Consider the following 22,492-nt stretch of genomic DNA (forward strand, 5'->3'; position numbering starts at 1 on the left):
AGTTGACCTATTTAAGCAAATTGATCGGAAATTCTGGCCGCACTTTCTCGCGCTTCCTGGATTTTAGGCCGAAATTGTCTTAAGTCCGACAGGCTCCTAAAAGGTCAAGGAGAATTTCAGGGTTATAGCATGCGTTTTAGTACATCATTTTCCGGCTTATCAAAGAAGCGGTGTTTTAGCGCACCCACTACATGCAAAGCAACAATGCCCAGTAAAACATAAGGGATGACGACATGAATACCATGTAAAAAACTAGCCAATTCTTTACTTTTTTCAACCAGATTAGGCATTGTCCAATTGAAGAAGGGCACCGTTATCCCTGGCGCTGCCCCCGACATCAGGTAGCCAGAGGCAGGTACAAGGAACATCATCAGATAAAGCAGCCAGTGTACCAGCTTCGACAATAGCTTTTCATGGGTTGGTATTGTTTCAGGCAAAGGTGGCACATGACTTAGCAGGCGAATCACGATCCGCGCAAATAACAGAAGCAGCACCAAAACGCCAAAGGATTTATGCCAGTGATAAATGTCATATTTATAGCTGACACTTTTATCAAGGCTGGTCATGTACCAGCCACAAGCGATCAAACCCAAAATAGTGACAGCCATCACCCAGTGGAATGTTCTCATCAGTTGCGGGTATTTATTAGTACTTTTCATAATTTATTTCCCATCAAAGCAGATGTATTGACATCTGGGTCAAGCAGTTTGATCGTTTTTACTGTCTGTGTCAATACAATGGGCAGGAGTGAATCAAAGGAGTTCAGTGACACTATCAGGTGATGTGACGCGCTATTTTCGACACCGCGCTGTGATAGTTAGACGACTATGCTGACATAGGGGGCTGAGATGAATAAATGGTCTGCATAACAAAAGCATTTATTGAGGTATTATTGAAAATGCTTGCATCACGCTGGAGTAGATTCATTGAAGCGTTTAAGCAGTTTGGGAAGGCTCTTTGGTTGCGGTGACGTTAGCAAGAGGCAACTCGCTTACTTTCAATAGGCTTTTGTTAAGCTGTCATAGGATTAAGCGCCCGCGGCAAATTGTAATGGGCTACATTGCATTTTACAATGCTTTTTTTAAGTGTTTGCATTTTTCTAGGAGCCTGTCGGGCTTAAGCTTTCGAGCATGAAATTCAGTAGAGCGAGTCAGATTTTTCGATGGATTTGCGCGAATAGTTGACCTATTTAAGTTAAGCAAATTCATCGGAAAATATGGCCGCACTTTCTCGCGCTTTCTCGCGCTTTCTCGCGCTTTCTGGATTTCAGGCCGAAATTGCCTTAAGTCCGACAGGCTCCTAGTGTCTATATTGTATTTCCGACGAAAATACTGTTGGTTATATGAGTGAAAGGAATAAAACGATGAAGAGAATCTTTCTGTGTTGCAGTGCTGGTATGTCTACAAGCATGCTGGTAAAAAAAATGGAAAAAGCTGCCAGTGAGCGTGAGCTGGCGGTAGAAATTGCGGCAATCCCAATGTCTGGCTTTGATGAAGCCATTAAAACTTACGATGTTTGCCTTCTCGGTCCACAAATTAAATTCAAGCTGACAGACTTTCAAAAGCAAGCAGCTGAGCTGAATAAGAAAGTAGCGGCTATTGACCCGATGGCTTACGGCATGATGAAAGGTGACCAGGTGCTTGATCAGGCTCTGAGCCTGCTTGAAGAGTGACAATACCCAACATACCAGCCTGTTATTGACTGATAGTTTTATCTGGAGGATGCCGTGAGTTTTTATGGTCGATTAGTTAATTTAGTCGAACAAAAATTAGGGCCTATTGCAGGAAAGATTGGGACTCAGCGCCATGTTACTGCTCTGCGTGACGGCTTTCTGGTTGCTATGCCCTTTATCATTGTGGGCAGCTTTATTCTGATTTTTGCCAACCCTCCCTTTGCGGCTGATACTGAGAACGCCTTTGGGCAGGCCTGGTTGGACTTTGTTGCGGCACACCGTGCTACGATCGTGATGCCATGGACGATGAGTATGGGGCTGATGTCGCTTTTCATTTCCATGGGAGTGGCTTTCAGTCTGGCAAAGTCGTACAAGATGGATGCTATTGGAGCTGCCGCATTATCGGCCATGTCATTTTTGCTGGTTGCCGCTCCTGAGAAAAACGGGGCATTACCTCTGAATCATTTTGGGGGCACCGGTATCTTTACCGCTTTACTGATCGCTTATTACTCTGTAGAGCTGACCCGCTTTTTACGGAAACATAATATTACCATTCGAATGCCTGAGCAGGTACCGCCAGCCATTGCCGCTTCCTTCGCGCTGCTTGTGCCCGTGTTGGCAGTTTTTCTGACGCTTTACCCGTTGAGCGTGTACATTCAAACCAGTTTGGACATGCAAATCCCCGAAGCGGTGATGTTACTGTTCCAACCCCTGGTGTCAGCCTCTAACAGTTTGCCAGCGATTCTCGGGGCTATTCTCCTCAGTCAGCTTTTGTGGTTTGCCGGCATTCATGGCGCGAACATTGTCGCAGGAATTATGGCACCTATTTTTCTGACCAACATTGGTGTCAATGCAGCGGCTTATGCAGCAGGTAGTGAAATTCCCAACCTGTTTACACAGCCTTTCTGGGATTTCTACATTTTTATTGGTGGCTCCGGCGCAACCCTGGCCTTAGTCATCCTTATGAGCTTTAGCCGCGCGATTCACTTGAAAAGCGTTGGCCGCATGAGTTTTGTGCCTGGCATGTTCCAAATCAATGAGCCTGTCATCTTTGGTACTCCCTTGGTGATGAATGCCACGCTGTTTTTACCCTTTGTCTTTGTCCCAATGGTTAATGCCGTGGTCGCTTATGTTGCCGTCGATACCGGTTTGGTGGCTAAAGCCATTGCAGTGACACCCTGGACAACGCCTGCTTTAGTGGGTTCAGCCTGGGGTTCTGGCTGGGCGTTAAGTGCTACCATTTTGACTGCTCTTTTGATTATTCTGGATATCCTTCTCTACTACCCCTTCTTCAAAGCCTTTGAGAAGCAGGTGTTGACTAACGAGCAAGCCGTTTAAAAGCCTGAAACCGTCTTAACTGCCCGCATGTAGCAAGCGCAAATAATAGTTGTACGACTGTTTAAGATGGTTTCGAAGCAGCTAGTTGCCATAATATCTACTGTGATCAATAGATTTGATTGTGCATTCCGGGTAAGCCAGTATTCCAGTGCCTTAAGTATTAAATTATCCGCGTAGAATGTTGACGGGTTCCCCAGCAGTTGTATTTGGAGGGTGCTATGAGTCTCTACGGTCAGTTAATGAATTTTATCGAACAAAAATTAGGCCCAACTGCCAAAAACTTTGCTTCCCGGCGTCATATCACTGCCCTTCGAGATGGCTTTCTTGTTGCTACGCCCTTTATTATTGTTGGCAGCTTTATTCTGATTTTTGCTAATCCACCCTATGCTGCTGATACTCAAAATGCTTTTGGGCGTGCCTGGCTGGATTTTGTTACGGCACATCGTGTTGCCATTGTGATGCCATGGACGATGAGTATGGGGCTGATGTCGCTTTTCATTTCCATGGGAGTGGCTTTCAGTCTGGCAAAATCGTACAAGATGGATGCTGTTGGTGCTGCCGCATTATCGGCCATGTCATTTTTGCTGGTGGCGGCTCCAGAGAAAAACGGGGCATTGCCTTTGAATTATTTTGGGGGTACCGGCATTTTTACTGCTTTACTGGTAGCGTTCTTCTCTGTAGAACTCACCCGTTTTTTACGGAAATATCACATTACCATCCGAATGCCTGAGCAGGTGCCGCCAGCCATTGCGGCTTCCTTCGCACTGCTTGTGCCGGTGCTGGCTATCTTTCTGACGCTTTACCCGCTGAGTGTGTATATTCAAACCAGTTTTGATATGCAAATCCCCGGCGTCGTGAAGGCGTTGTTCCAACCACTGGTATCAGCCTCTAACAGCCTGTCAGCAATTCTTGGTTCCGTCCTGCTCTGTCAGCTGCTATGGTTTGCCGGTGTCAATGGTGGTGATGTTGTTACAAGTATTTTGGCGCCTATTTTTCTGGCCAATATTGGTGTCAATGCGGCCGCTTATGCAGCAGGTGAAGAAGTTCCCAACCTGTTTACATGGAGTTTCTGGGATTTCTACATTTTTATTGGCGGCGCCGGCGCGACCTTTGGCCTGGTGATTCTTATGAGCTTCAGCCGAGCGGTTCACTTGAAAAGCATCGGGCGTATGAGTTTTTTGCCCGGTGTGTTCGGAATTAATGAACCCGTCATGTTTGGTGCCCCGGTGGTGATGAATCCCACGCTGTTTTTACCTTTTATCTTTATTCCAATGATTAACGCGGTCATTGCTTATATTGCTCTCAGTACGGGGCTGGTGGCTAAAGCTATTGCAGTAACACCAGGGTCAATACCTCCCTTGTTGGGTTCAGCCCTGGGTTCTGGCTGGGCGTTGAGTGCCACTATCTTAACCGCCTTTTTGACTGTGCTGGATCTGCTACTTTACTACCCCTTCCTCAAAGCCTTTGAGAAGCAGGTGTTGGCGAATGAACAAACAGCGCAAGTGTCAACAAAATAAATCTAGGAGCCTGTCGGACTTAAGGCAATTTCGGCCTAAAATCCAGAAAGTGCGGCCAGAAAATATGGTAATAGATTTGATTGTGCACTCCAGGTGAGCCAGAATTTCAGTGCCTGAAGCATCAGTTTATGCACGTAGAATATTGACGGGGTCCCCGGCAGTTGTACTTGGAGGGTGCTATGAGTGTCTACGGCCAGTTAATGAATTTTGTCGAACAAAAATTAGGACCTTTTGCCGGAAAGGTCGGGTCTCAGCGTCATATCACCGCCCTTCGTGACGGCTTTCTTGTTGCCATGCCCTTTATTATTGTGGGCAGTTTTATTCTTATTTTTGCTAATCCACCCTTCGCTGCTGACACTCAAAACGCCTTTGGGCGTGCCTGGCTGGACTTTGTTGGCGCGCATCGTACGACAATTGTGATGCCATGGACGATGAGCATGGGGCTGATGTCGCTCTTCATTTCCATGGGGGTTGCTTACAGTCTGGCAAAGTCATACAAGATGGATACTATCGGTGCTGCCGCACTGTCAGCCATGTCATTCCTGCTGGCGGCGGCTCCTGAGAAAAACGGGGCATTGCCCCTGGAGCATTTTGGTGGCACCGGCATTTTTACTGCTTTGCTGGTCGCTTTTTACTCTGTGGAACTGACCCGTTTTTTGCGCAAGCATAACATTACCATTCGCCTTCCTGAGCAGGTACCCCCAGCGATTGCGGCTTCCTTTGCGCTGTTGCTGCCAGTGCTGGCAATCTTCCTGACGCTGTACCCGTTGAGTCTGCTCATCCAAAACAGCTTTAATCTACAAATCCCCGACGCCGTGATGGTGCTGTTCCAACCGTTGGTATCAGCTTCTAACAGCCTGCCAGCGATTCTTGGGGCTATACTGCTCAGCCAGCTACTCTGGTTTAGCGGCATTCATGGAGATAACATTGTTATAAGTATTTTGTCGCCTGTTTTTCTGATTAATCTCAGTGCAAATTCTGTCGCCTATGCCGCGGGCGAGAATGTTCCCAACCTGTTCACGCAACCCTTTTGGGATTTCTATCTCTGCATCGGTGGCTCCGGCGCAACCATTGGCCTGGTGGTTCTTATGAGCTTTAGTCGTGCGATTCACTTGAAAAGCATCGGGCGCATGAGTTTTTTGCCCGGGCTGTTCCAGGTTAATGAACCGGTGATATTTGGCACCCCCATGGTGATGAATCCCACGTTATTTTTACCTTTTGTCTTTGTACCATTAATTAACGCAATGGTTGCTTACGTTGCCCTCAATACGGGGCTGGTTGCCAGGGCTGTCGCCATGACACCCTGGACAACACCCGCTTTAGTGGGGGCAGCCTGGGGTTCTGGCTGGGCGTTAAGCGCTACCCTTTTGACTGCCTTTTTAATCGTGCTGGATATCCTGATCTATTACCCTTTCTTCAAAGCCTTTGAAAAGCAAAAATTGGCTGATGAGCAGACGCCGGAAAACCAATCAGTCACCCAGTAATCCGCGCTGACAGATAGTTGTTGCAAGTGCAAGCAAAACACATTGAGGTCTCTATGGACTTGGAAAATACCGTAATGAATTTGATCGTGCATTCAGGACAGGCCAGAAGCCTGGCCTTTGAAGCACTGAGTTGCGCGCGTAATGGAGACTTTACCCTGAGCAAAAAACGGTTAGCTGAATCCAAAGAAGCCAGTAAAGCCGCTCATCAAGTGCAAACTGCGCTGATTGGCGCTGATGAAGGTCAGGGAAAAATCTCAATGACGCTGGTGATGGTACATGCGCAGGACCATCTAATGAATGCCATGCTGGCACAAGATCTTATCGAAGAGATGATCCATCTGTACCAGCGAATTGAAAAATGACATTAACAACAAACTGTAGTAGAGCTTATGAAACCCTTGAAAATAACCATTATTGGTGGTGGTAGCAGTTATACGCCAGAGCTGGTGGACGGTATCATCCGGCGAATTGATACACTGCCTGTCACTGAGCTTTGCCTGGTGGATATTGAAGACGGCCAACACAAGCTGGATGTGATTACCGCATTGACCCGGCGTATGCTTGAAAAGGCTGGATTGAAGGTTTCAGTCAGCGCGACGCTTGACCGGCGCAAAGGGATTAAAGACGCGCGGTTTATCATGTCACAGTTTCGGGTTGGAGGCTTGCGAGCGCGCGCCAGGGATGAGCGTATCCCACTCAAATACCGAGTGATAGGGCAGGAAACCACGGGGCCGGGTGGTTTTGCCAAAGCCCTTCGTACCATTCCTGTTATCCTAGATATTTGCCGTGATATTGAAGCGCTTGCACCCAATGCCTGGTTGATTAACTTTACCAATCCGGCAGGTATGGTGACGGAAGCCGTATTAAAGCATACCAGGGTAAAAGCGATGGGGTTGTGTAATGTCCCCATCAATATGCACTATTCCATTGCCCGGATGCTGGGGGTAACACCACAGGAAGCCACGTTAAGCTTTGCCGGGCTCAATCATATGGTGTGGGCGCACAGCGTGTCCGTTGCCGGTGTTGATAAAACCCCTGAAGTGTTACGGCTATTGGGTGATGGCGCCAGCTTGAATATGAATAACATTGCTGAAGAACCATGGGATAAAGCCTTTCTGAAGGCCCTTGGCGTGGTTCCCTGTCCTTATCATCGTTACCTTTACTTGAAAGAAAGCATGCTGGCAGAAGAGTTGGAGGCTGCTGATAAACAAGGCACCCGGGCAGAGCAAGTCATGAAAACAGAAAAAGAACTGTTTGCCCTTTACGCCGATGAGCATCTTGACCATAAACCGCCACAGTTGGAAAAACGCGGTGGCGCGTATTATTCAGAAGTCTCGCTGGATCTGGTAGACGCTATCTGGAATGACAAAAAAACAGTGAATGTGGTCAATGTCAGAAACAATGGCGCCATTGCCAACTTGCCTGATGACGCTGTGGTGGAAATCAGTGCCCTTGTCGATGCCAGCGGCGCGCACCCTGTCAACTTTGGGGCAATGCCCACGCATTTAAACGGGTTGCTACAGCAGGTTAAAGCTTATGAAACCCTTGGTGTAGAAGCTGCTGTTGAGGGTAATTACGATAAAGCATTAATGGCGCTGTCATTGAATCCGCTGGTGCCGGATATGACCATCGGACAAAAGGTACTGGATGATATTCTGGCTGCAAACGAAGCTTACTTACCACAATTTTCACCGGGGGCTACGGTATGAGACTGATCGTTAATGCGGATGATTTTGGCCTGACCCGTGGCGTCAACCTGGGGATTATTGAGGCTTTACAGCGGGGGGTTGTTCGGTCTGCAACACTGATGGCACAGATGCCAGCCACTGATCATGCTATTGCCCTCAGCAAAGGTTTTCCTGAGCTTGCCGTTGGTGTCCATCTCTGTCTGACTTATGGCGAACCAATGTCAGATAATGTGCCAACGCTGCTTGATGGCAGTGGCAGTTTTCAAACGCAGCGTGCTTTTTGGGAAAATCAGTCAATGAATCCTGCGGAGATTGAAAAAGAACTCCAAGCACAAATTGATCACGTGCTGGCACAAGGGCTGGGGATAAGCCACCTGGATGGTCACCATCACTGCCACAGACACGCTTTGGTGGCACCTGCCGCTGAAAAACTGGCGGCCCGGTATGCTATTCCACTGCGCCCGGTTAACGGTAAGGTGCGCTATAAAGGGAAAAGCCTGGCTTTCTCTGAAGACTTTTACGGCAAAGGAGCCTCTGAAGCAGCGTTTTTAGCCACCGTGAAGCATTTTTATCACAAGGTCGATGTACTTGAAATAATGGTGCACCCGGGGCTTGTTGATGAGCCACTGTTACAGACGAGTCGCTATGCAATGGAAAGAGCGCATGAGCTGGCTGTTCTCAGTGCGGCGACTTTGCCTGAAAAACTCGCGGAGCTGGGTGTTACACCCGACAATTACACCTGCTTTTCAGTGTTGGACTGAGCGTCCCCTGCTGAGGCTTCAGTGACAGCTTCTGCAGTTGGTGCCTCAGGTGTCACGGCTGCCTCCGCTGCTTTGAGCGCTGCAACGGTTTTTTCCAGCGCATCCAGTTTTTCACGGGTATGACGCAACACTGCTACCTGAGTATCAAACTCATCGCGGTTAACCAAGTCAAGGCGAGACAAGGCGCTGGTTACCAGCGCCTTGATATTACGCTCAATGTCTTCACGGGTCTGACTTTTATCCCCTTTAAGTATCTGACCGGCTTTTTCAGCAATGCCAGCGATAATAGCGGCTTTGTCTATCATAATAAAATTCCTGTCGTTGTCATTTAAAGCTATCCTCCTGAATTCGGCAGTTGACCGCTTTCACCTTGCGCAAAGCCCAGGAGCCTGACCGAGAATAGACTGCGCTACTGCGGTTGCGATAAATTGGTCTAAAAATTCCTGCTTCTTCATCAAATAGCCCCGCTATTATCCTCAGAAGCAGAAATTTTTATCCTCAATTTCTCGTAATCCTCGCTACGAGCGCTATTCTCGGTCTGGCTCCTAGAGGGAAGCCATGCTGTCAAAAATGCTGTCATTCAGATGCAAAAAGTGGGTATAAAAATACCCACTTTGAACTTTGGTGCTTCTGTAACTCATTGAATTACAAAGCTATGTTGGTGGAGGCGGCGGGATTTGAACCCGCGTCCGCCGATTCTCTACTCTTGGCTCTACATGCTTAGATCCGCCTTTAATTTAACTCTGTAATGACCCAGCGGTCGGGGTGGAACAGAGCGATTCTGTCAGGTTTTAGTCCGTCAGCCACAGACATGCCGAACGTGACGAGCCTGCTTACGATGACAGTCCATAAAACCAGCCAGCAGGCGAACAGGTTGGACTGCCGTGTCTACCAGGTTAGTGGCAGATTAAGCAGCAATAGCACTACCAGCGAAGTTGTCGCTGTTGCTAGCTACCACGGGAAGTTGCAGATTTTTGGCAACTATAAGGTTTGTAGTGTGTTGATTTACGAGAACCACTACGCCCTCGGCATGCACCTCAAGTGTCGATACCGTCGTCGAATCCAGATCGCCCCCGGTACTTACTACTCCAAGTATCCATTAAGTTATAGAGTACCCAAAGGAGGATAGCAAGCGCCTGGGAGGCTGTCCGAGAATAGACTGCGCTACTGCGGTTGCGATAAATTGGTCTAAAAATTCCTGCTTCTTCATCAAATAGCCCCGTTATTCTCCTCAGAAACAGAAATTTTTATCCTCAATTTCTCACAATCCTCGCTACGGGCGCTATTCTCGGTCAGGCTCCTAGCTTTTCACTTCGCTGGCTTTCAGGTTAATAGGGTGGTTTACATTGACCACGTTATTCATTTTACCGGTGTAAATCAGCTTGCCTTTATTCATCACACTGACATTGACGTTGTAGGTACGATCCTTTTTAACCAGCTCAGGCGCATAATTGACGGTGAAAGGAATGGAACCTAATACGGCATCTTTCAGTACGATCGTTTCATCGCCAATGGCGGCACGAGGGTTTTTCGTCTTCGCTTCCTGGATAAGTACAGATATTTTTGAGCCTGCAGGGAAACCACCACTGCTTGATTCAATACGACCGGTGATTCTGGCAGACTCCCTGGAAAAGCCATAAGAGACCGAGCCTTCTCTGTTTTTCAGTACCAGAACGCCATCTTTCATCACCATATGGTTTGTTTTCTTAAGGCCACTGATAAATGTTTTTTCCTGCTGCATGGCAGCGATAGAGCAGGCCATCATGGTCGAGCCCATAGAGGTGAAGAGAAGTTCGTCGTTCTCTACCCTATATTTCCCAAAGTAACGGTTGCACGGACCTTGTCCGGCTATGCTGCCCTCATAAGTACTGAGGGGTTTCATGTTGAGGGTGACACGGCCGCTTTCTGTCACTGGCATGCCGTTCATTGAGGTAAGTACCCAGGTTTTCTGACTCACGGTTTCAGGCTTTACCATTTTGCCGTTCATGCTACAGCCGGATAACAATACTCCGCCGGCAACAATGGCAGCAGTGCCCATCAAAATTTTTTTCATATTCCTTCTCTCGCTTTCTGAAAGCCACTCAGAAGTGGTCGGCAGATTTATTACACAAAAAACGGTTAGAGCAGCCAACATGCTTTCCTGCTGGCGATGATAAAATTGATAATCGCTTCTTCTGCGCCAAGGTGACTCAGTTTATTGCCATGGCATGATGATTCGCTTGCTATGTTAAGTCTACATGTTATAGGTTGCTACTGTTTTTATTCAGCCAATACGAAATAGTCCTACAGCCAGTTGTTGGGCATTGGCATCCATGATGATTCACTGCCAGTCTATAAAACACAAATGGGCATTCGCCTTCCAGTGATGGTAAATTAAACGGTAGAGCTTTTTGGTATTCGATCGAAGAAGCTCAAAGGAACGCCTATGACAGAACCTGTGACACCCAAACAAACACGCCTGGAGCGAGGCTACAGTCTTGCTGAGGAGCTTGCAAACAGCATTACTCATGGCTTGGGCGCACTACTGAGTGTTGCCGGGCTAACTCTGCTGGTCACCTACGCGGCGCTGCAAAATGATATCTGGCGTGTAGTCAGTTTCAGTGTCTATGGCACCACGCTGATACTGTTGTTTCTTGCATCAACGCTTTACCACAGTTTCCAGCATAGTAGGACAAAACAAGTATTCAAGTTACTTGACCATTGTGCCATCTATTTGCTGATTGCAGGTACTTATACACCCTTTTTACTGGTGTCCATAAGGGGCACAACGGGCTGGATACTATTCGCGGTAATTTGGTTACTGGCCCTTACGGGTATTGTGTTCAAGCTGGTGTTTCCTGGCCGGTTTCATAAAGCGGCTGTGGCAACATACTTGCTGATGGGCTGGCTGGCGGTAATAGCCAGCAAAGAACTGATTGCCAAACTGTCGTTGGGTGGCATGGTCTGGCTGGCAGCAGGGGGACTGAGCTATTCACTGGGAGTGATCTTTTACGTCTGGAACCGCTTGCCTTTTAATCATGCTATCTGGCACCTGTTTGTGTTGGGTGGGAGTATCTGCCACTTCTTTGCAGTCTACCTTTACGTATTACCATCAACCCCGGGGTAGCCTGTTATTTGTCAAATTTTCGGTAATGGACTGCCTCAGCGAGATGGCGCTTTTGCACAGCGTCAGTACCATCAAGGTCGGCCAGGGTTCGGCTGACCTTCAACATCCTGTGCATTGCCCGTGCCGAAAAAGACAGCTTTTCGCAAAGTCTTTGAATAAATGCGGTTTCAGTGTTGCCTAGCTGGCAAACAGCTTGCAGTGTTTTAGCGCTCAATTGAGCGTTCAGTGTACCCTGTCTGTCCATCTGCCGGGTTCTTGCGTTGATCACCTGCTGCCTCAGATGCTCCGAGTGGTCTTCTTTTTCAGGGGCATGGGGTTCCAATAACTGCTCTGGCGGTTGCGCTGTCACTTCTACCTGAAGATCAATACGATCCAGCAAAGGACCAGAAAGCTTATTACGGTATCGAAGCACCTGGTCAGGGGTGCAGCGACAAGTCCGTCGGTTATCGCCAAGATACCCACAGGGGCAGGGGTTCATGGCGGCAATAAGTTGAAACTGCGCTGGAAAGCAGGCCTGTGCCTTGGCCCGGGTAATAATGACCTCACCTTTTTCAAGGGGTTCCCTCAACATTTCTAATGACTGACGCTGAAATTCCGGCATTTCATCCAAAAACAGTACTCCATGGTGGGCATAGGTCATTTCACCGGGTTTGGGTATACTGCCACCACCGACCAGGGATACTGGTGATGATGAATGGTGTGGCGCCCTGAAAGGACGCTGCTGCCAGTTATCAGCAACAGCTTGTGATGTGAGTGAGTAAATGGCAGCAACATCCCTTGCCTCATCTTCTGTCATGGCAGGAAGAATACCAGGCAGACGGCTGGCCAGCATGGTTTTTCCTGTACCGGGTGGGCCAAAAAACAAGAGGTGATGGCTGCCAGCGGCGGCGGCCAGTAAGGCCCGTTTGGCATGGGACTGCCCTCGCACATCAGCCAGATCGGGATAACTGGCAAGGATGTGACGGTCAGAGGGAGGAGGGACTGGCGTGATGACTGCCTGCCCGATCAGATGGGCATACAGTTGCCGTAAGTCGTGGCTGGCAATCAGGGTAGTACCCGTTGCAAGTGCTGCTACTGCGGCATTATCAAGGGGAATAACAAGGGCTTGTTGGGCCTGTCCACAGGCTATGGCAGCCGGAAGCACTGCCGTGACGGGCCGAAGTTTGCCAGAGAGTGTCAGCTCGCCCAGGAAGACTGTGTGCTTCAACGTTTCTGCGGGCAGTTGATCGGTCGCCACCAGGATGCCCAGGGCAATGGGTAAATCGAACCGCCCACCTTCTTTAGGAAGATCAGCAGGCCCCAGATTGATAGTGATGCGACTGGTAGGAAAGTCGAAACCGCTGTTAATTAAAGCGCTGCGCACGCGTTCTTTGCTTTCTCTGACAGCGGCTTCTGGCAAACCAACAATGCTTAATGCCGGCAAACCCTGAGATAAATGCACCTCAACAAAAACCGGCGGGGCGTCAAGCCCTGCCTGGGCACGGGTATGAACAAGGGCCAATTGTGACATGCAGAGAATCTTCCCAAAACTATTTTATTAGAATTAGCGGTGATAAAAATAGCAGAGAAAATTGCTCTCAACATTATTCCATGGAGATTTCGCGCTTCATGGGTTTCAAACTGGCTTCAGCAGATGACCGGGGTAAGAGCACCGCCAACAAACCAGCTGGTTGAGGGCGGCGGGTACACAATCAAGTCCGCTTATAACAGCAGAGGGTCTAGTGCTGTTAAGCGCCAATACCCATACAGTCGTCAGAATTTTATGCTCGAAAGCATAAGTCCGACAGGCTCCTAGGAGCCTGTCCGAGAACAGCGCCCTTAGCGAGGATCGCAAGAAATTGAGGATAAAATTTCTGTTTCTAAGTAGAATAGCGGGGCTATTTGATGAAGAAGCAGGAATTTTCAGGCCAATTTATCGCAACCGCAGTAGCGCAGTTTATTCTCGGTCAGTCTCCTAGACACTGTAATACAGATCAAACTCAGCCGGGTGCGTCGTTTGGCTAACGGTCAGACACTCTTCTTTTTTCAGTGCGATATAGGCGTCGATCATATCATCCGTAAATACACCCCCTGCGGTCAGGAACTCCCGGTCATTATCCAGCGCTGCCAGAGCTTCTTCGAAGGACTCAGCAACCGTTGGTATTTCAGTGGCTTCTTCAGGCGGCAGGTCATACAAGTCTTTGTCAGCAGCGTCGCCAGGGTGGATTTTGTTCTTGATGCCATCTAATCCCGCCATCAACATAGCCGCAAAAGCCAGGTAAGGATTGGCCGTTGGGTCAGGGAAGCGCACTTCAACACGGCGGGCTTTTGGACTGTTAACGTAGGGGATGCGGATAGAAGCAGAGCGATTACGGGCAGAGTATGCCAGCATGACGGGTGCTTCAAAGCCAGGAACCAGGCGCTTGTAAGAGTTAGTAGAGGCATTGGTAAAAGCATTGATAGCCTTGGCATGTTTGATGATGCCACCAATGTAATACAGGGCATTTTCACTCAACCCGGCATAGCCATCGCCAGCAAACAGGTTTTCACCGTTCTTGCTCAGGGACATATGCACATGCATACCACTGCCATTGTCACCAACGACGGGTTTGGGCATAAAAGTCGCCGTTTTGCCGTAAGCATGGGCAACATTGTGAACCGCATATTTCAGGATCTGAACTTCGTCAGCCTTTTTCACCATGGTGTTAAACTTAACGCCGATTTCACACTGACCGGCAGTGCCCACTTCGTGGTGGTGTACTTCAACCTCCAGCCCCTGCTCTTCCATAGCCTGACACATGGCAGCACGCAGGTCATGCAGGGAATCAACGGGAGGAACAGGGAAATAACCACCTTTTACGCGAGGGCGATGACCCGTATTCCCCCCTTCAAGCTTGAACGAGGAAGACCAGGCGGCTTCTTCAGAGTTGATTTCGTACGAAGCGCCAGACATGTCGACTTTCCACTTTACATCGTCAAAGACGAAGAACTCCGGTTCGGGACCAAAAAAAGCCGTGTCAGCAATACCGGTGGATTTCAGGTAGTCTTCCGCGCGCTTGGCAACAGAGCGAGGATCACGCTCGTAACCCTGCATGGTGGAAGGCTCAATAACGTCGCAACGCAGGTTCAGGGTTGTCTCGTCTGTAAATGGGTCGATCACGGCAGTGCTGTCGTCTGGCAGCAAAATCATGTCGGATTCGTTGATGCCTTTCCAGCCCATAATGGAGGAACCATCAAACATTTTACCCATCTCAAAAAACTCGCTATCCACCTCACTGGCGGGGATAGAAACGTGCTGTTCTTTACCTTTGCTGTCGGTAAAGCGCATATCGACCCACTTGATGTCGTTTTCTTTGATCAGGCTGATTGTCTTGGACATTATTATCTCCTCTGGAAAATGAAAGCTATCGGGCAGTTGTGGACCAGGAGCCTGTCGGACTTATGCTTTCGAGCATAAAATTCAGTAGGGCGAGTCAGATTTTTCGATCAATTTGCGCGAATAGTTGACCTGTTTAAGCAAATTCATCGGAAATTCTGGCCGCGCTTTCTGGATTTCAGGCCGAAATTGTCTTAAGCCCGACAGGCTCCTAGGAGCCATACCCTGATAAACGTCTGCTAGCAAATGTTTATCAATTATCATGCCAATGATTAAAGCATGCTTATCTACGACGCATGCACTTGTACAGAGCAATTTTTAAAAAGCGCGCGCATCTTCAGTACTTTTGGCTTAAGCTCGCACTATATTAGTGCGCCCTGAACGAATACGCACTACCAGGAGCCTGTCGGACTTAAGACAATTTCGGCCTGAAATCCAGAAAGCGCGGCCAGAATTTTATGCTCGAAAGCATAAGTCCGACAGGCTCCTGGTTATTCAGGCAGTCACTCAGTGTATAGTGATAACAAAAATTATCACCCCTTTTTGCTGATTTGGAAGATGAGTACCCCCTGTGCTGATATACTTCCGCGTTATTTTTTTACAACACAGCCCTGAGTTCGCTGTTTCTTCGTGTTTGGCGAACTTCTGGCGTACGTTCCTTTTTTTACAGCGCAGATACGCCGTGCAGGCAGGTCAGATTCATGAAGTTCATTATCAAGCTGTTTCCAGAAATTACCATAAAGAGCGCGCCTGTTCGTAAGCGGTTTATCAAGCATCTGCGCAAGAATATCCGGAAAATCCTCAAAGAAATTGACCCCATGGCAGAGGTGTCCGGGGTCTGGGATCATATTGAATTAACCACCGGCTCCGATGATGCCGTGGTCATAGCGGAAACCTGCGACCGACTTAGCCATATACCGGGTATTTGTTTTTGGTTGCAGGTCGTCGACCATCCCCTGACTGACATGGATGACATCCTTGAGAAAGCCATTGCCGCACACGCCGATGCGCTCAAGGGAAAAACCTTCTGTGTTCGCTGCCAGCGCTCTGGGCAGCATGCATTTCGCTCTACGGATGTTGAGCAGTATGTGGGTGGCGGTCTCAATCAAAAAACGCGGGCAAAAGGTGTCAACCTCACCCATCCTGACGTCACGGTTCGTATTGAAATAAAATCAGACCGCTATTTCCTGGTACAAAAATCGGGTAAAGGACTTGGTGGTTATCCACTGGGCACACAGGAATCAGTATTGTCGTTGATCTCTGGGGGCTTTGACTCCACCGTATCGAGCTTTTTAACCACCAAACGCGGCATGCGCACGCATTTTTGCTTTTTTAACCTCGGTGGTCATGCCCATGAACTGGCGGTGAAAGAAGTCGCTTACTACCTGTGGAAACGTTTTGGTGTCTCCCATCATGTTCGCTTTATTACCGTACCCTTTGAAGAGGTGGTGCGGGAAATTCTTGAAAAGGTTGATAACACCCAGATGGGGGTCATTCTCAAACGGATGATGCTGCGCGCTGCTACACAGGTTGCCAAAGAAATGGATATCACCGCCCTGGTCACCGGTGAAGCTGTCGCGCAAGTTGCCAGCCAGACGCTAACCAATCTGTCCATTATTGATGACGCCTCCGACATGCTTATTCTGAGACCGCTGATCGCCATGGATAAACAGGACATTGTCGATACAGCCGTGAACATTGGCACCGAAGCTTTTGCTCGCAATATTCCAGAATACTGTGCGGTCATCTCTAAAAAACCCACAACCCGAGCAAAGAAAGAACGCATTGAGCACGAGGAAAGCCAGTTCGATTTTGCGGTACTCGATGAAGCCATCGCCACCCGACGGATGGTGTCTGTTAATGATATTATTGCTGATGACCTGACCCGTGAAGAAGTAAACGTCTCTCGTCAACTGAAACAGGGCGATATTATCATTGATATTCGCCACCCTGATGAACAGGAGCTTAGCCCATTTACCTTTCAGGGGTGGGAAGTTGTCCATATCCCTTTTTACCGGCTACGCGCAAAGTTCCCTGAGCTGGATAAACAACAGCATTATGTGCTTTATTGTGAAAAAGGTGTCATGAGTCAGCTCCACGCCATGCACCTTCGCGATGAAGGCCACGAAAACGTCGATGTATTTAATCCACAAAGCAAGTGATAGACATCAACAAACACGACAAACAAATGATAAAGGCATAACAAAGACGACACGATGAAAATAGCCATGATTGCCGCCCTGGCCGAAAACAATGCCATTGGTATTAACAATAAAATGCCCTGGTACTTGCCCGGAGACCTTCGTTACTTCAAGGCGATGACAATGGGCAAGCCGATTGTGATGGGGCGAAAAACCTTTCAATCCCTGGGTAAGCCCCTGCCTGGCAGAACCAATATTGTTATCACCCGCGATAAACACTTCAGCCATGATGGCATTACCGTGGTGCACAGCCTGCCTGACGCGCTGTCACTGGCTAACGATATCGCCACGATTGACGGAGCCGCTGAAGTGATGGTGATCGGTGGCGCTGAAATATACCAGCAGGCGATGCCACAGGCCGAACGCTTGTATCTGACCCGTGTTTATCAACACTTTAAAGGTGATGCGTTTTTTCCTGAGATTGATAACCGCTTATGGCAAGAAATAGCCCGAGAAGATCATCGAACAGAGGATGAACAGTCGCTGACTTACAGCTATCTTGTGCTGGAGCGTCAGTGATTAACAGTGTAGTGCCCGCAAGGGCAAAGTAAACGAAAACTGTTGTTTAAGGTGACGTCTGTTTGTCATCACGCTTTCCGACACAACGCTTCTTTTCATGGCTTTGACCGTTTTCAAAAAGCCATCAATTAAGGAAGCGCTTAAAATAGCCCTTTGGCATGGCTTTTCCACCGTGTTTTTAAGGTTGTGACCCCTTCTTTCATAAGATATTCTGAACCCTCTATTTTTTCAAAAGTCAGCTTTTAAACTATGTCCAGGGATATAAAACAGGCCGCGCTCGATTATCACGCCAGCCCAAGACCCGGAAAAATTTCCATCGAAATAACGACCTCTGCTGAAACAGCAAGGGATCTCTCTCTGGCATACAGTCCGGGGGTGGCTGAACCCGTGCGGGCTATTGCCGCTGACCCTGAAAACGCCTACAAATACACCGCAAAAGGCAATCTCGTTGCCGTTATCAGCAACGGCTCAGCCATTTTGGGGTTGGGCAACCTTGGGCCATTAGCCAGCAAGCCGGTGATGGAAGGCAAGGCACTGCTGTTTAAACGGTTTGCTGGCATTAACTCTATTGATATTGAAGTTAACACTGAAACCCCTCAGGCATTTATTGATACCGTCAAGCATATTGCTGGCACCTTTGGCGGCATTAACCTGGAAGATATTAAAGCGCCCGAGTGTTTTGAGATTGAGCGCCGCCTGATTGAAGCCTGTGATATTCCCGTCTTCCATGATGACCAGCATGGCACCGCCATTGTTACCGTAGCAGGGATGATGAATGCGCTGGATATAGCGGGCAAAAAAATTGAGGATACACGACTGGTTTGTCTTGGCGCTGGCTCAGCAGCCATTGCCTGTGTAAAGCTATTAATCAGTTGTGGGCTTATGCCTGAAAATATTCTGATGCTCGACAGCAAAGGGGTGATCCACACGGAACGCAATGACTTGAACCAGTACAAATCACTTTTTGCTGTTGATACGCCCTGTCGAACCCTCGATGACGCAATCGCTGGCGCTGATGCTTTTCTGGGGCTGTCTGGCCCTGACTTACTGTCGCCGGCCCAGCTGAAGACCATGTCGCCTCATCCCATTGTTTTTGCCTGCGCTAACCCCGACCCGGAAATCCGCCCCGAGCTGGCACTTGAAACCCGCGCTGATGTTATTATGGCAACAGGTCGTTCTGATTACCCTAACCAGGTGAATAATGTACTGGGCTTTCCGTTTATTTTCAGAGGCGCACTGGATGTACAGGCCAGCCGCATTAACGAGGCCATGAAAGTGGCCGCTGTGGACGCGATTCGTGCCCTTGCCAAAGAGCCTGTCCCGCAAGATGTGAAGGACGCTTACGAGGGTATAGAGCTGTCGTTTGGTACTGACTATATTATTCCCAAACCCACAGACCCCCGCCTGCTCGGAGCAGTCTCTGCTGCTGTTGCCCAAGCCGCGGTAGAAACAGGCGTAGCTCGCAGCCACTACCCTGAACACTACCCGCTCACCTCAATAAGTGATATTCGGTAGGGGGGTAAAAAACGCGGAGCGTAGGAACGAGGCATAGACGGTTACGCCCCTGGACTCGCTGGATAAGGGGCTGAATCTCACACAGCCCGTTCACCCTGAGCTTGTCGAAGGGGGCATTCATCGGACTTCGACAAGCTCAGTCCGAGGGGAGTTATGGCTCGTTCCCACGCTCTGAGGGTGTCGTAAAAGTGATACAAACAGGCTATCACCTCTACTTTCGTCATCCCCATAAAGCGATGGCGTCACCGCTGGCAATGGATTCCTGCCTTCGCAGGAATGACGGAAGAGACACAAACAGTCGTATTTAACTTTTTTGTGATATCCTCCTTAACCTCGTTCCCACGAGAGAAATGGGTGTATCTTTCTTAGTGTCAGCTGAGAAAAGTGGGTGCCCTTTTCCTGCTCTCTTTTCCTGCTCTTTTCTTAATTTTTTAGTTCTCTAGACCAAATGATTTTCGACGCTGAGCAGCTTTATATTTTTTAAACGCATCCCTACCTTCTTGGAATTCGAAATCTCCTGAAGCTAAGCGAATAAGAGCATTAAAGTCCTCGCAAGCAATACCTGATGCCTGACGCCTTGAAATTTTCTCTTTTTTCATGATAGCCTTAGTCATATATTCAAAGACTTCATCTTCTCCAGCCTCTTCGACAAACCTGACAAACTGCCTAATTTCAGCTGAACCTTTTTTGCATAATTCCTCTGCTTTTGGACTGTCAAGCAAGCTCTCAAAAAATTCTTTCATAAGTTTCTTCATAATGGTACCTCATGTTAGACGTGTTAATAGAAAATGCACAGAGCAGAAAATTACTCTTGTGGCTCTTTTTTGTACCACCTAAGGTGGCGATCCACATTCTTTGCAGAATCACCAACTGCTGCTATGGCGTCTTTCAGTTCTTGCTCACTACAATTAAACACACGGCACCAGTATTCAACCTCATAATGTTGGTTAACGTTTATTCGTTTAGCATCTAGAGGCTGAGTAATTTTTAGACTGTCAGGCATAATTTATCCTTTTCGTTGGTTGTTCGAGGGTTTTACCCAAAAAGGGAACGTGGTGGAGAATGATCTGTATTTCAAGGTGTTGTGTTGAAAAAACTGAAAGAGCAGAAAAAGAAGAGCAGAAAAAGGACACCAACAAAAATTTCTGCTTAGAGTAGTGGATACCCTTTATTCTTCATTCTTGCCGTCTGCGGCACTCTTGAACCAGGCGCTATGTTGCAGCAGTCAAGCTCATCACAAACCTTAAGGAACTATTTCTTGCAAATGTTATCATATACGATAACATTTACTTATGAAGTGGCAAATTACATTTTATAGCAAGAAGGTAGAAGAAGAGACCCTGGGCTTCCCCGCAGGAATCTTGGCTAACTTCATCCATATAGCTGAAATGATTGAAGAGTTTGGCCCTGCTTTGGGCAAACCGTATACAGCTCCAATGGGTGATGGCCTCTTCGAGATTAGAGCAAAAGGCAAATAAGGCATAGGTCGTTCTCTGTTTTGTCAGGTCGAGGGGCAAGAGGTTATCATCCTGAATTCCTTCATTAAAAAAACACAGAAAACGCCTAAAAAAGAGCTGGATATTGCTAAAAAGCGGATAAGGCAGATAAAGCAGATAAAGGAGGTCAAGAAATGACAAGTCCAACATTTTCTGATTTCAAGAAAAAGGCTCTCAAAAACCCAGAAGTGAGGGCAGAGTACGAAGAGTTAGAGCTTGCCTATGAATTACGCAAGCAACTCATAGCACTTCGCAAAGAAGCAGGTTTAACTCAGGAAGAGATGGCAGCAATTCTACATACACAAAAAAGCAATATATCCCGCTTGGAGAACGTTAACTCTAAAACTTCTCCAAAGCTCTCAACTATCGAAGATTATGCAAAAGCAATTGGTTACAAAGTAAAAATTAGCTTTGTGCCACAAGCCGCGACATAACAAATGTCGCTGCTCGTTCTGGGGCTTTGTCCCTTCACCCGACCTCGAAAAAACAGAGCAAAAAACCAAAAAAAGCAGAAAAAGCAGAAAAAAAGCAGAAAAAGGACACCCACAAATATTTCGGCTGAGAAAAGTGGGTGCCTCTTTCTTGGGAGGCTTCTGCCAATAGTGCGGCCTTTTTTGTTATTGGGTGGCGCTTGAGTATGACTTATCACTCGAAGCGTGGGAACAAGACAGCCCGAGTTACCATAAAATAGCCTTATATCTTCACGCCCTTGTCAGTCAAGTACTTTAAGGCTATAAAACTCTCCACAATCTTGACAAGTAGAGCAACAATGGAAAACAAAATAAATACTGACCACCAAAGCTTCGAGTCTATCAGGCAAACGAATGAGCAAGGGCAAGAGTGCTGGTCAGCCAGGCAATTGAGCAAAGTGCTGGCGTACTCAGAGTACCGACATTTTCTACCTGTTATTGAAAAAGCTAAAGAGGCCTGCACTCACAGTGGACAGGTCGTTTCAGACCATTTCGAGGAGATCCTCGAAATGGTCATAATCGGCTCCGGTGCCAAACGCAAACTGCCCGATGTGCTCCTGTCACGCTACGCTTGCTATCTGGTGGTTCAAAACGGTGATCCATCCAAACCGGTCATTGCTAACGGCCAAACCTATTTTGCTTTGCAAACCCGTCGTCAGGAACTGGCCGATGACGAGGCGTTCAAGCAACTGAAAGAAAATGAAAAACGCCTGCTGTTGCGCAACGAATTGAAAGAGCATAATAAACAGTTAATAGACGCAGCTGCCGATGCCGGTGTCACCACTGATCGGGATTTTGCTATTTTTCAGAACCATGGTTATCGGGGGTTGTACGGCGGACTCGGTGCCAAAGCTATTCACCAGCGTAAAGGGCTGAAAAAAAGCCACAAAATTCTTGACCATATGGGTTCCACCGAACTGGCTGCCAATTTGTTCCGAGCCACCCAGGCTGAGGAGAAACTGCGCAGGGATGAGGTAAAAGGTAAATCCCAGGCAAACAAAACCCATTATCAGGTGGGTACAAAGGTGCGCGAAACCATTAAAGATTTAGGAGGTACCATGCCCGAAGATTTGCCCACACCTGAAAACAGTATCAAGCAACTGGAAAAACAACAGAAAAAACAACAAAAAAAAATCAACAAAACATAGGAAAAACAGGACACTCACAAATATTTCGGCTGAGAAAAGTGGGTGTCCCTTGTGTCGTTTTGTCGTTTTGTCGTTGCTCTTTGCTTCGTTGTGTCGCTTCTTCCTGCCCCTTTTTTTATGATGCCTTGCTTAAAACAAAATCAAAAAATTTATCTTTCCCTTTATTGATCATAAACTTATTGTAATATTTTCGGTTGGTGAAAGAGTCATGATCTATCCCTG

At 47.8% G+C, this 22,492-nt stretch carries 20 protein-coding genes, 1 other RNA gene and 1 pseudogene; 14 read left to right on the forward strand and 8 right to left on the reverse strand.

The features are described from left to right. Positions 1-122: 122 nt before the first annotated feature. Positions 123-659 carry a cytochrome b gene (locus V4C51_RS12350; protein ID WP_330926477.1) on the reverse strand — a complete coding sequence of 179 codons (537 nt, stop codon included), beginning with the start codon at positions 657-659 and terminating at the stop codon, positions 123-125. Between the two features lie 704 nt (positions 660-1,363). Between V4C51_RS12350 and V4C51_RS12355 the strand changes: the two genes are divergently transcribed. From V4C51_RS12355 to chbG, 7 genes are all read left to right on the forward strand, one after another. Continuing rightward, positions 1,364-1,672, forward strand: a complete 309-nt coding sequence (locus tag V4C51_RS12355; protein WP_330926478.1) for a PTS sugar transporter subunit IIB — start codon at positions 1,364-1,366, stop codon at positions 1,670-1,672. A 54-nt stretch (positions 1,673-1,726) separates the two neighbouring features. Further along, complete coding sequence (locus tag V4C51_RS12360) at positions 1,727-3,010, forward strand: PTS sugar transporter subunit IIC (protein ID WP_330926479.1); 1,284 nt, start codon at positions 1,727-1,729, stop codon at positions 3,008-3,010. A gap of 218 nt (positions 3,011-3,228) precedes the next feature. Then, entirely contained in the window at positions 3,229-4,527 is a 1,299-nt protein-coding gene (locus V4C51_RS12365; protein WP_330926480.1) for a PTS sugar transporter subunit IIC, read from the forward strand. A gap of 179 nt (positions 4,528-4,706) precedes the next feature. Beyond that, complete coding sequence (locus V4C51_RS12370) at positions 4,707-6,011, forward strand: PTS sugar transporter subunit IIC (protein WP_330926481.1); 1,305 nt, start codon at positions 4,707-4,709, stop codon at positions 6,009-6,011. A 74-nt stretch (positions 6,012-6,085) separates the two neighbouring features. Beyond that, entirely contained in the window at positions 6,086-6,373 is a 288-nt protein-coding gene (locus V4C51_RS12375) for a PTS lactose/cellobiose transporter subunit IIA (protein ID WP_420797670.1), read from the forward strand. Between the two features lie 27 nt (positions 6,374-6,400). After that, on the forward strand, positions 6,401-7,720 hold the full coding sequence (locus tag V4C51_RS12380; RefSeq protein WP_330926483.1) for a 6-phospho-beta-glucosidase: 1,320 nt from the start codon (positions 6,401-6,403) through the stop codon (positions 7,718-7,720). Beyond that, positions 7,717-8,460, forward strand: a complete 744-nt coding sequence (chbG, locus tag V4C51_RS12385; RefSeq protein ID WP_330926484.1) for a chitin disaccharide deacetylase — start codon at positions 7,717-7,719, stop codon at positions 8,458-8,460. Before V4C51_RS12380 ends, chbG begins: the two co-directional genes overlap by 4 nt. Here chbG and V4C51_RS12390 read toward each other — a convergent pair. The 3 genes from V4C51_RS12390 to V4C51_RS12400 all read right to left on the reverse strand — a co-directional run bounded on the left by V4C51_RS12390 (position 8,433) and on the right by V4C51_RS12400 (position 10,513). Beyond that, the gene (locus V4C51_RS12390; RefSeq protein ID WP_330926485.1) at positions 8,433-8,765 is read right to left on the reverse strand and encodes an accessory factor UbiK family protein; all 333 of its coding nucleotides are present in this window, start codon (positions 8,763-8,765) and stop codon (positions 8,433-8,435) included. The genes chbG and V4C51_RS12390 overlap by 28 nt on opposite strands. A 354-nt stretch (positions 8,766-9,119) precedes the next feature. Continuing rightward, positions 9,120-9,535, reverse strand: a transfer-messenger RNA (tmRNA) gene (ssrA, locus tag V4C51_RS12395). Between the two features lie 225 nt (positions 9,536-9,760). Beyond that, complete coding sequence (locus V4C51_RS12400; RefSeq protein WP_330926486.1) at positions 9,761-10,513, reverse strand: META domain-containing protein; 753 nt, start codon at positions 10,511-10,513, stop codon at positions 9,761-9,763. 372 nt (positions 10,514-10,885) lie between these two features. Between V4C51_RS12400 and trhA the strand changes: the two genes are divergently transcribed. Continuing rightward, on the forward strand, positions 10,886-11,566 hold the full coding sequence (trhA, locus tag V4C51_RS12405; RefSeq protein ID WP_330926487.1) for a PAQR family membrane homeostasis protein TrhA: 681 nt from the start codon (positions 10,886-10,888) through the stop codon (positions 11,564-11,566). A 4-nt stretch (positions 11,567-11,570) separates the two neighbouring features. On the opposite strand, the gene V4C51_RS12410 is transcribed toward trhA, so the two are convergent. Together V4C51_RS12410 and glnA are read right to left on the reverse strand one after the other, a co-directional pair. Then, positions 11,571-13,076, reverse strand: coding sequence for a YifB family Mg chelatase-like AAA ATPase (locus V4C51_RS12410; protein WP_330926488.1), 1,506 nt, complete (start codon positions 13,074-13,076; stop codon positions 11,571-11,573). A gap of 444 nt (positions 13,077-13,520) precedes the next feature. Continuing rightward, the gene (glnA, locus tag V4C51_RS12415; protein ID WP_420797671.1) at positions 13,521-14,924 is read right to left on the reverse strand and encodes a glutamate--ammonia ligase; all 1,404 of its coding nucleotides are present in this window, start codon (positions 14,922-14,924) and stop codon (positions 13,521-13,523) included. A 698-nt stretch (positions 14,925-15,622) separates the two neighbouring features. Here glnA and thiI point away from each other — a divergent pair. The 3 genes from thiI (at position 15,623) to V4C51_RS12430 (ending at position 19,156) form a co-directional block, all read left to right on the forward strand. Next, a complete protein-coding gene (gene thiI / locus V4C51_RS12420; protein WP_330926489.1) occupies positions 15,623-17,083 on the forward strand; it encodes a tRNA uracil 4-sulfurtransferase ThiI in 1,461 nt (486 codons plus the stop codon). A 54-nt stretch (positions 17,084-17,137) separates the two neighbouring features. Continuing rightward, positions 17,138-17,641, forward strand: a complete 504-nt coding sequence (locus tag V4C51_RS12425; protein ID WP_330926490.1) for a dihydrofolate reductase — start codon at positions 17,138-17,140, stop codon at positions 17,639-17,641. Between the two features lie 249 nt (positions 17,642-17,890). Next, positions 17,891-19,156 carry a malic enzyme-like NAD(P)-binding protein gene (locus V4C51_RS12430; protein WP_330926491.1) on the forward strand — a complete coding sequence of 422 codons (1,266 nt, stop codon included), beginning with the start codon at positions 17,891-17,893 and terminating at the stop codon, positions 19,154-19,156. Positions 19,157-19,587: 431 nt separating this feature from the next. Here the strand turns inward: V4C51_RS12430 and V4C51_RS12435 are convergent, their stop codons facing one another. After that, entirely contained in the window at positions 19,588-19,911 is a 324-nt protein-coding gene (locus V4C51_RS12435; protein WP_330926492.1) for a hypothetical protein, read from the reverse strand. Between the two features lie 50 nt (positions 19,912-19,961). Further along, on the reverse strand, positions 19,962-20,159 hold the full coding sequence (locus V4C51_RS12440) for a DUF3606 domain-containing protein (RefSeq protein ID WP_330926493.1): 198 nt from the start codon (positions 20,157-20,159) through the stop codon (positions 19,962-19,964). A gap of 289 nt (positions 20,160-20,448) precedes the next feature. Here V4C51_RS12440 and V4C51_RS12445 point away from each other — a divergent pair. The 3 genes and pseudogenes from V4C51_RS12445 (at position 20,449) to dinD (ending at position 22,270) form a co-directional block, all read left to right on the forward strand. After that, a pseudogene (locus tag V4C51_RS12445) lies at positions 20,449-20,790 on the forward strand (type II toxin-antitoxin system RelE/ParE family toxin). After that, on the forward strand, positions 20,787-21,086 hold the full coding sequence (locus V4C51_RS12450) for a helix-turn-helix domain-containing protein (RefSeq protein WP_330926494.1): 300 nt from the start codon (positions 20,787-20,789) through the stop codon (positions 21,084-21,086). Before V4C51_RS12445 ends, V4C51_RS12450 begins: the two are co-directional and overlap by 4 nt. Before the next feature lie 335 nt (positions 21,087-21,421). Then, complete coding sequence (dinD, locus tag V4C51_RS12455; RefSeq protein WP_330926495.1) at positions 21,422-22,270, forward strand: DNA damage-inducible protein D; 849 nt, start codon at positions 21,422-21,424, stop codon at positions 22,268-22,270. Positions 22,271-22,492 lie beyond the last annotated feature (222 nt).

This window comes from Candidatus Sororendozoicomonas aggregata, assembly GCF_031528575.1.
GTDB lineage: Bacteria > Pseudomonadota > Gammaproteobacteria > Pseudomonadales > Endozoicomonadaceae > Endonucleibacter > Endonucleibacter aggregata.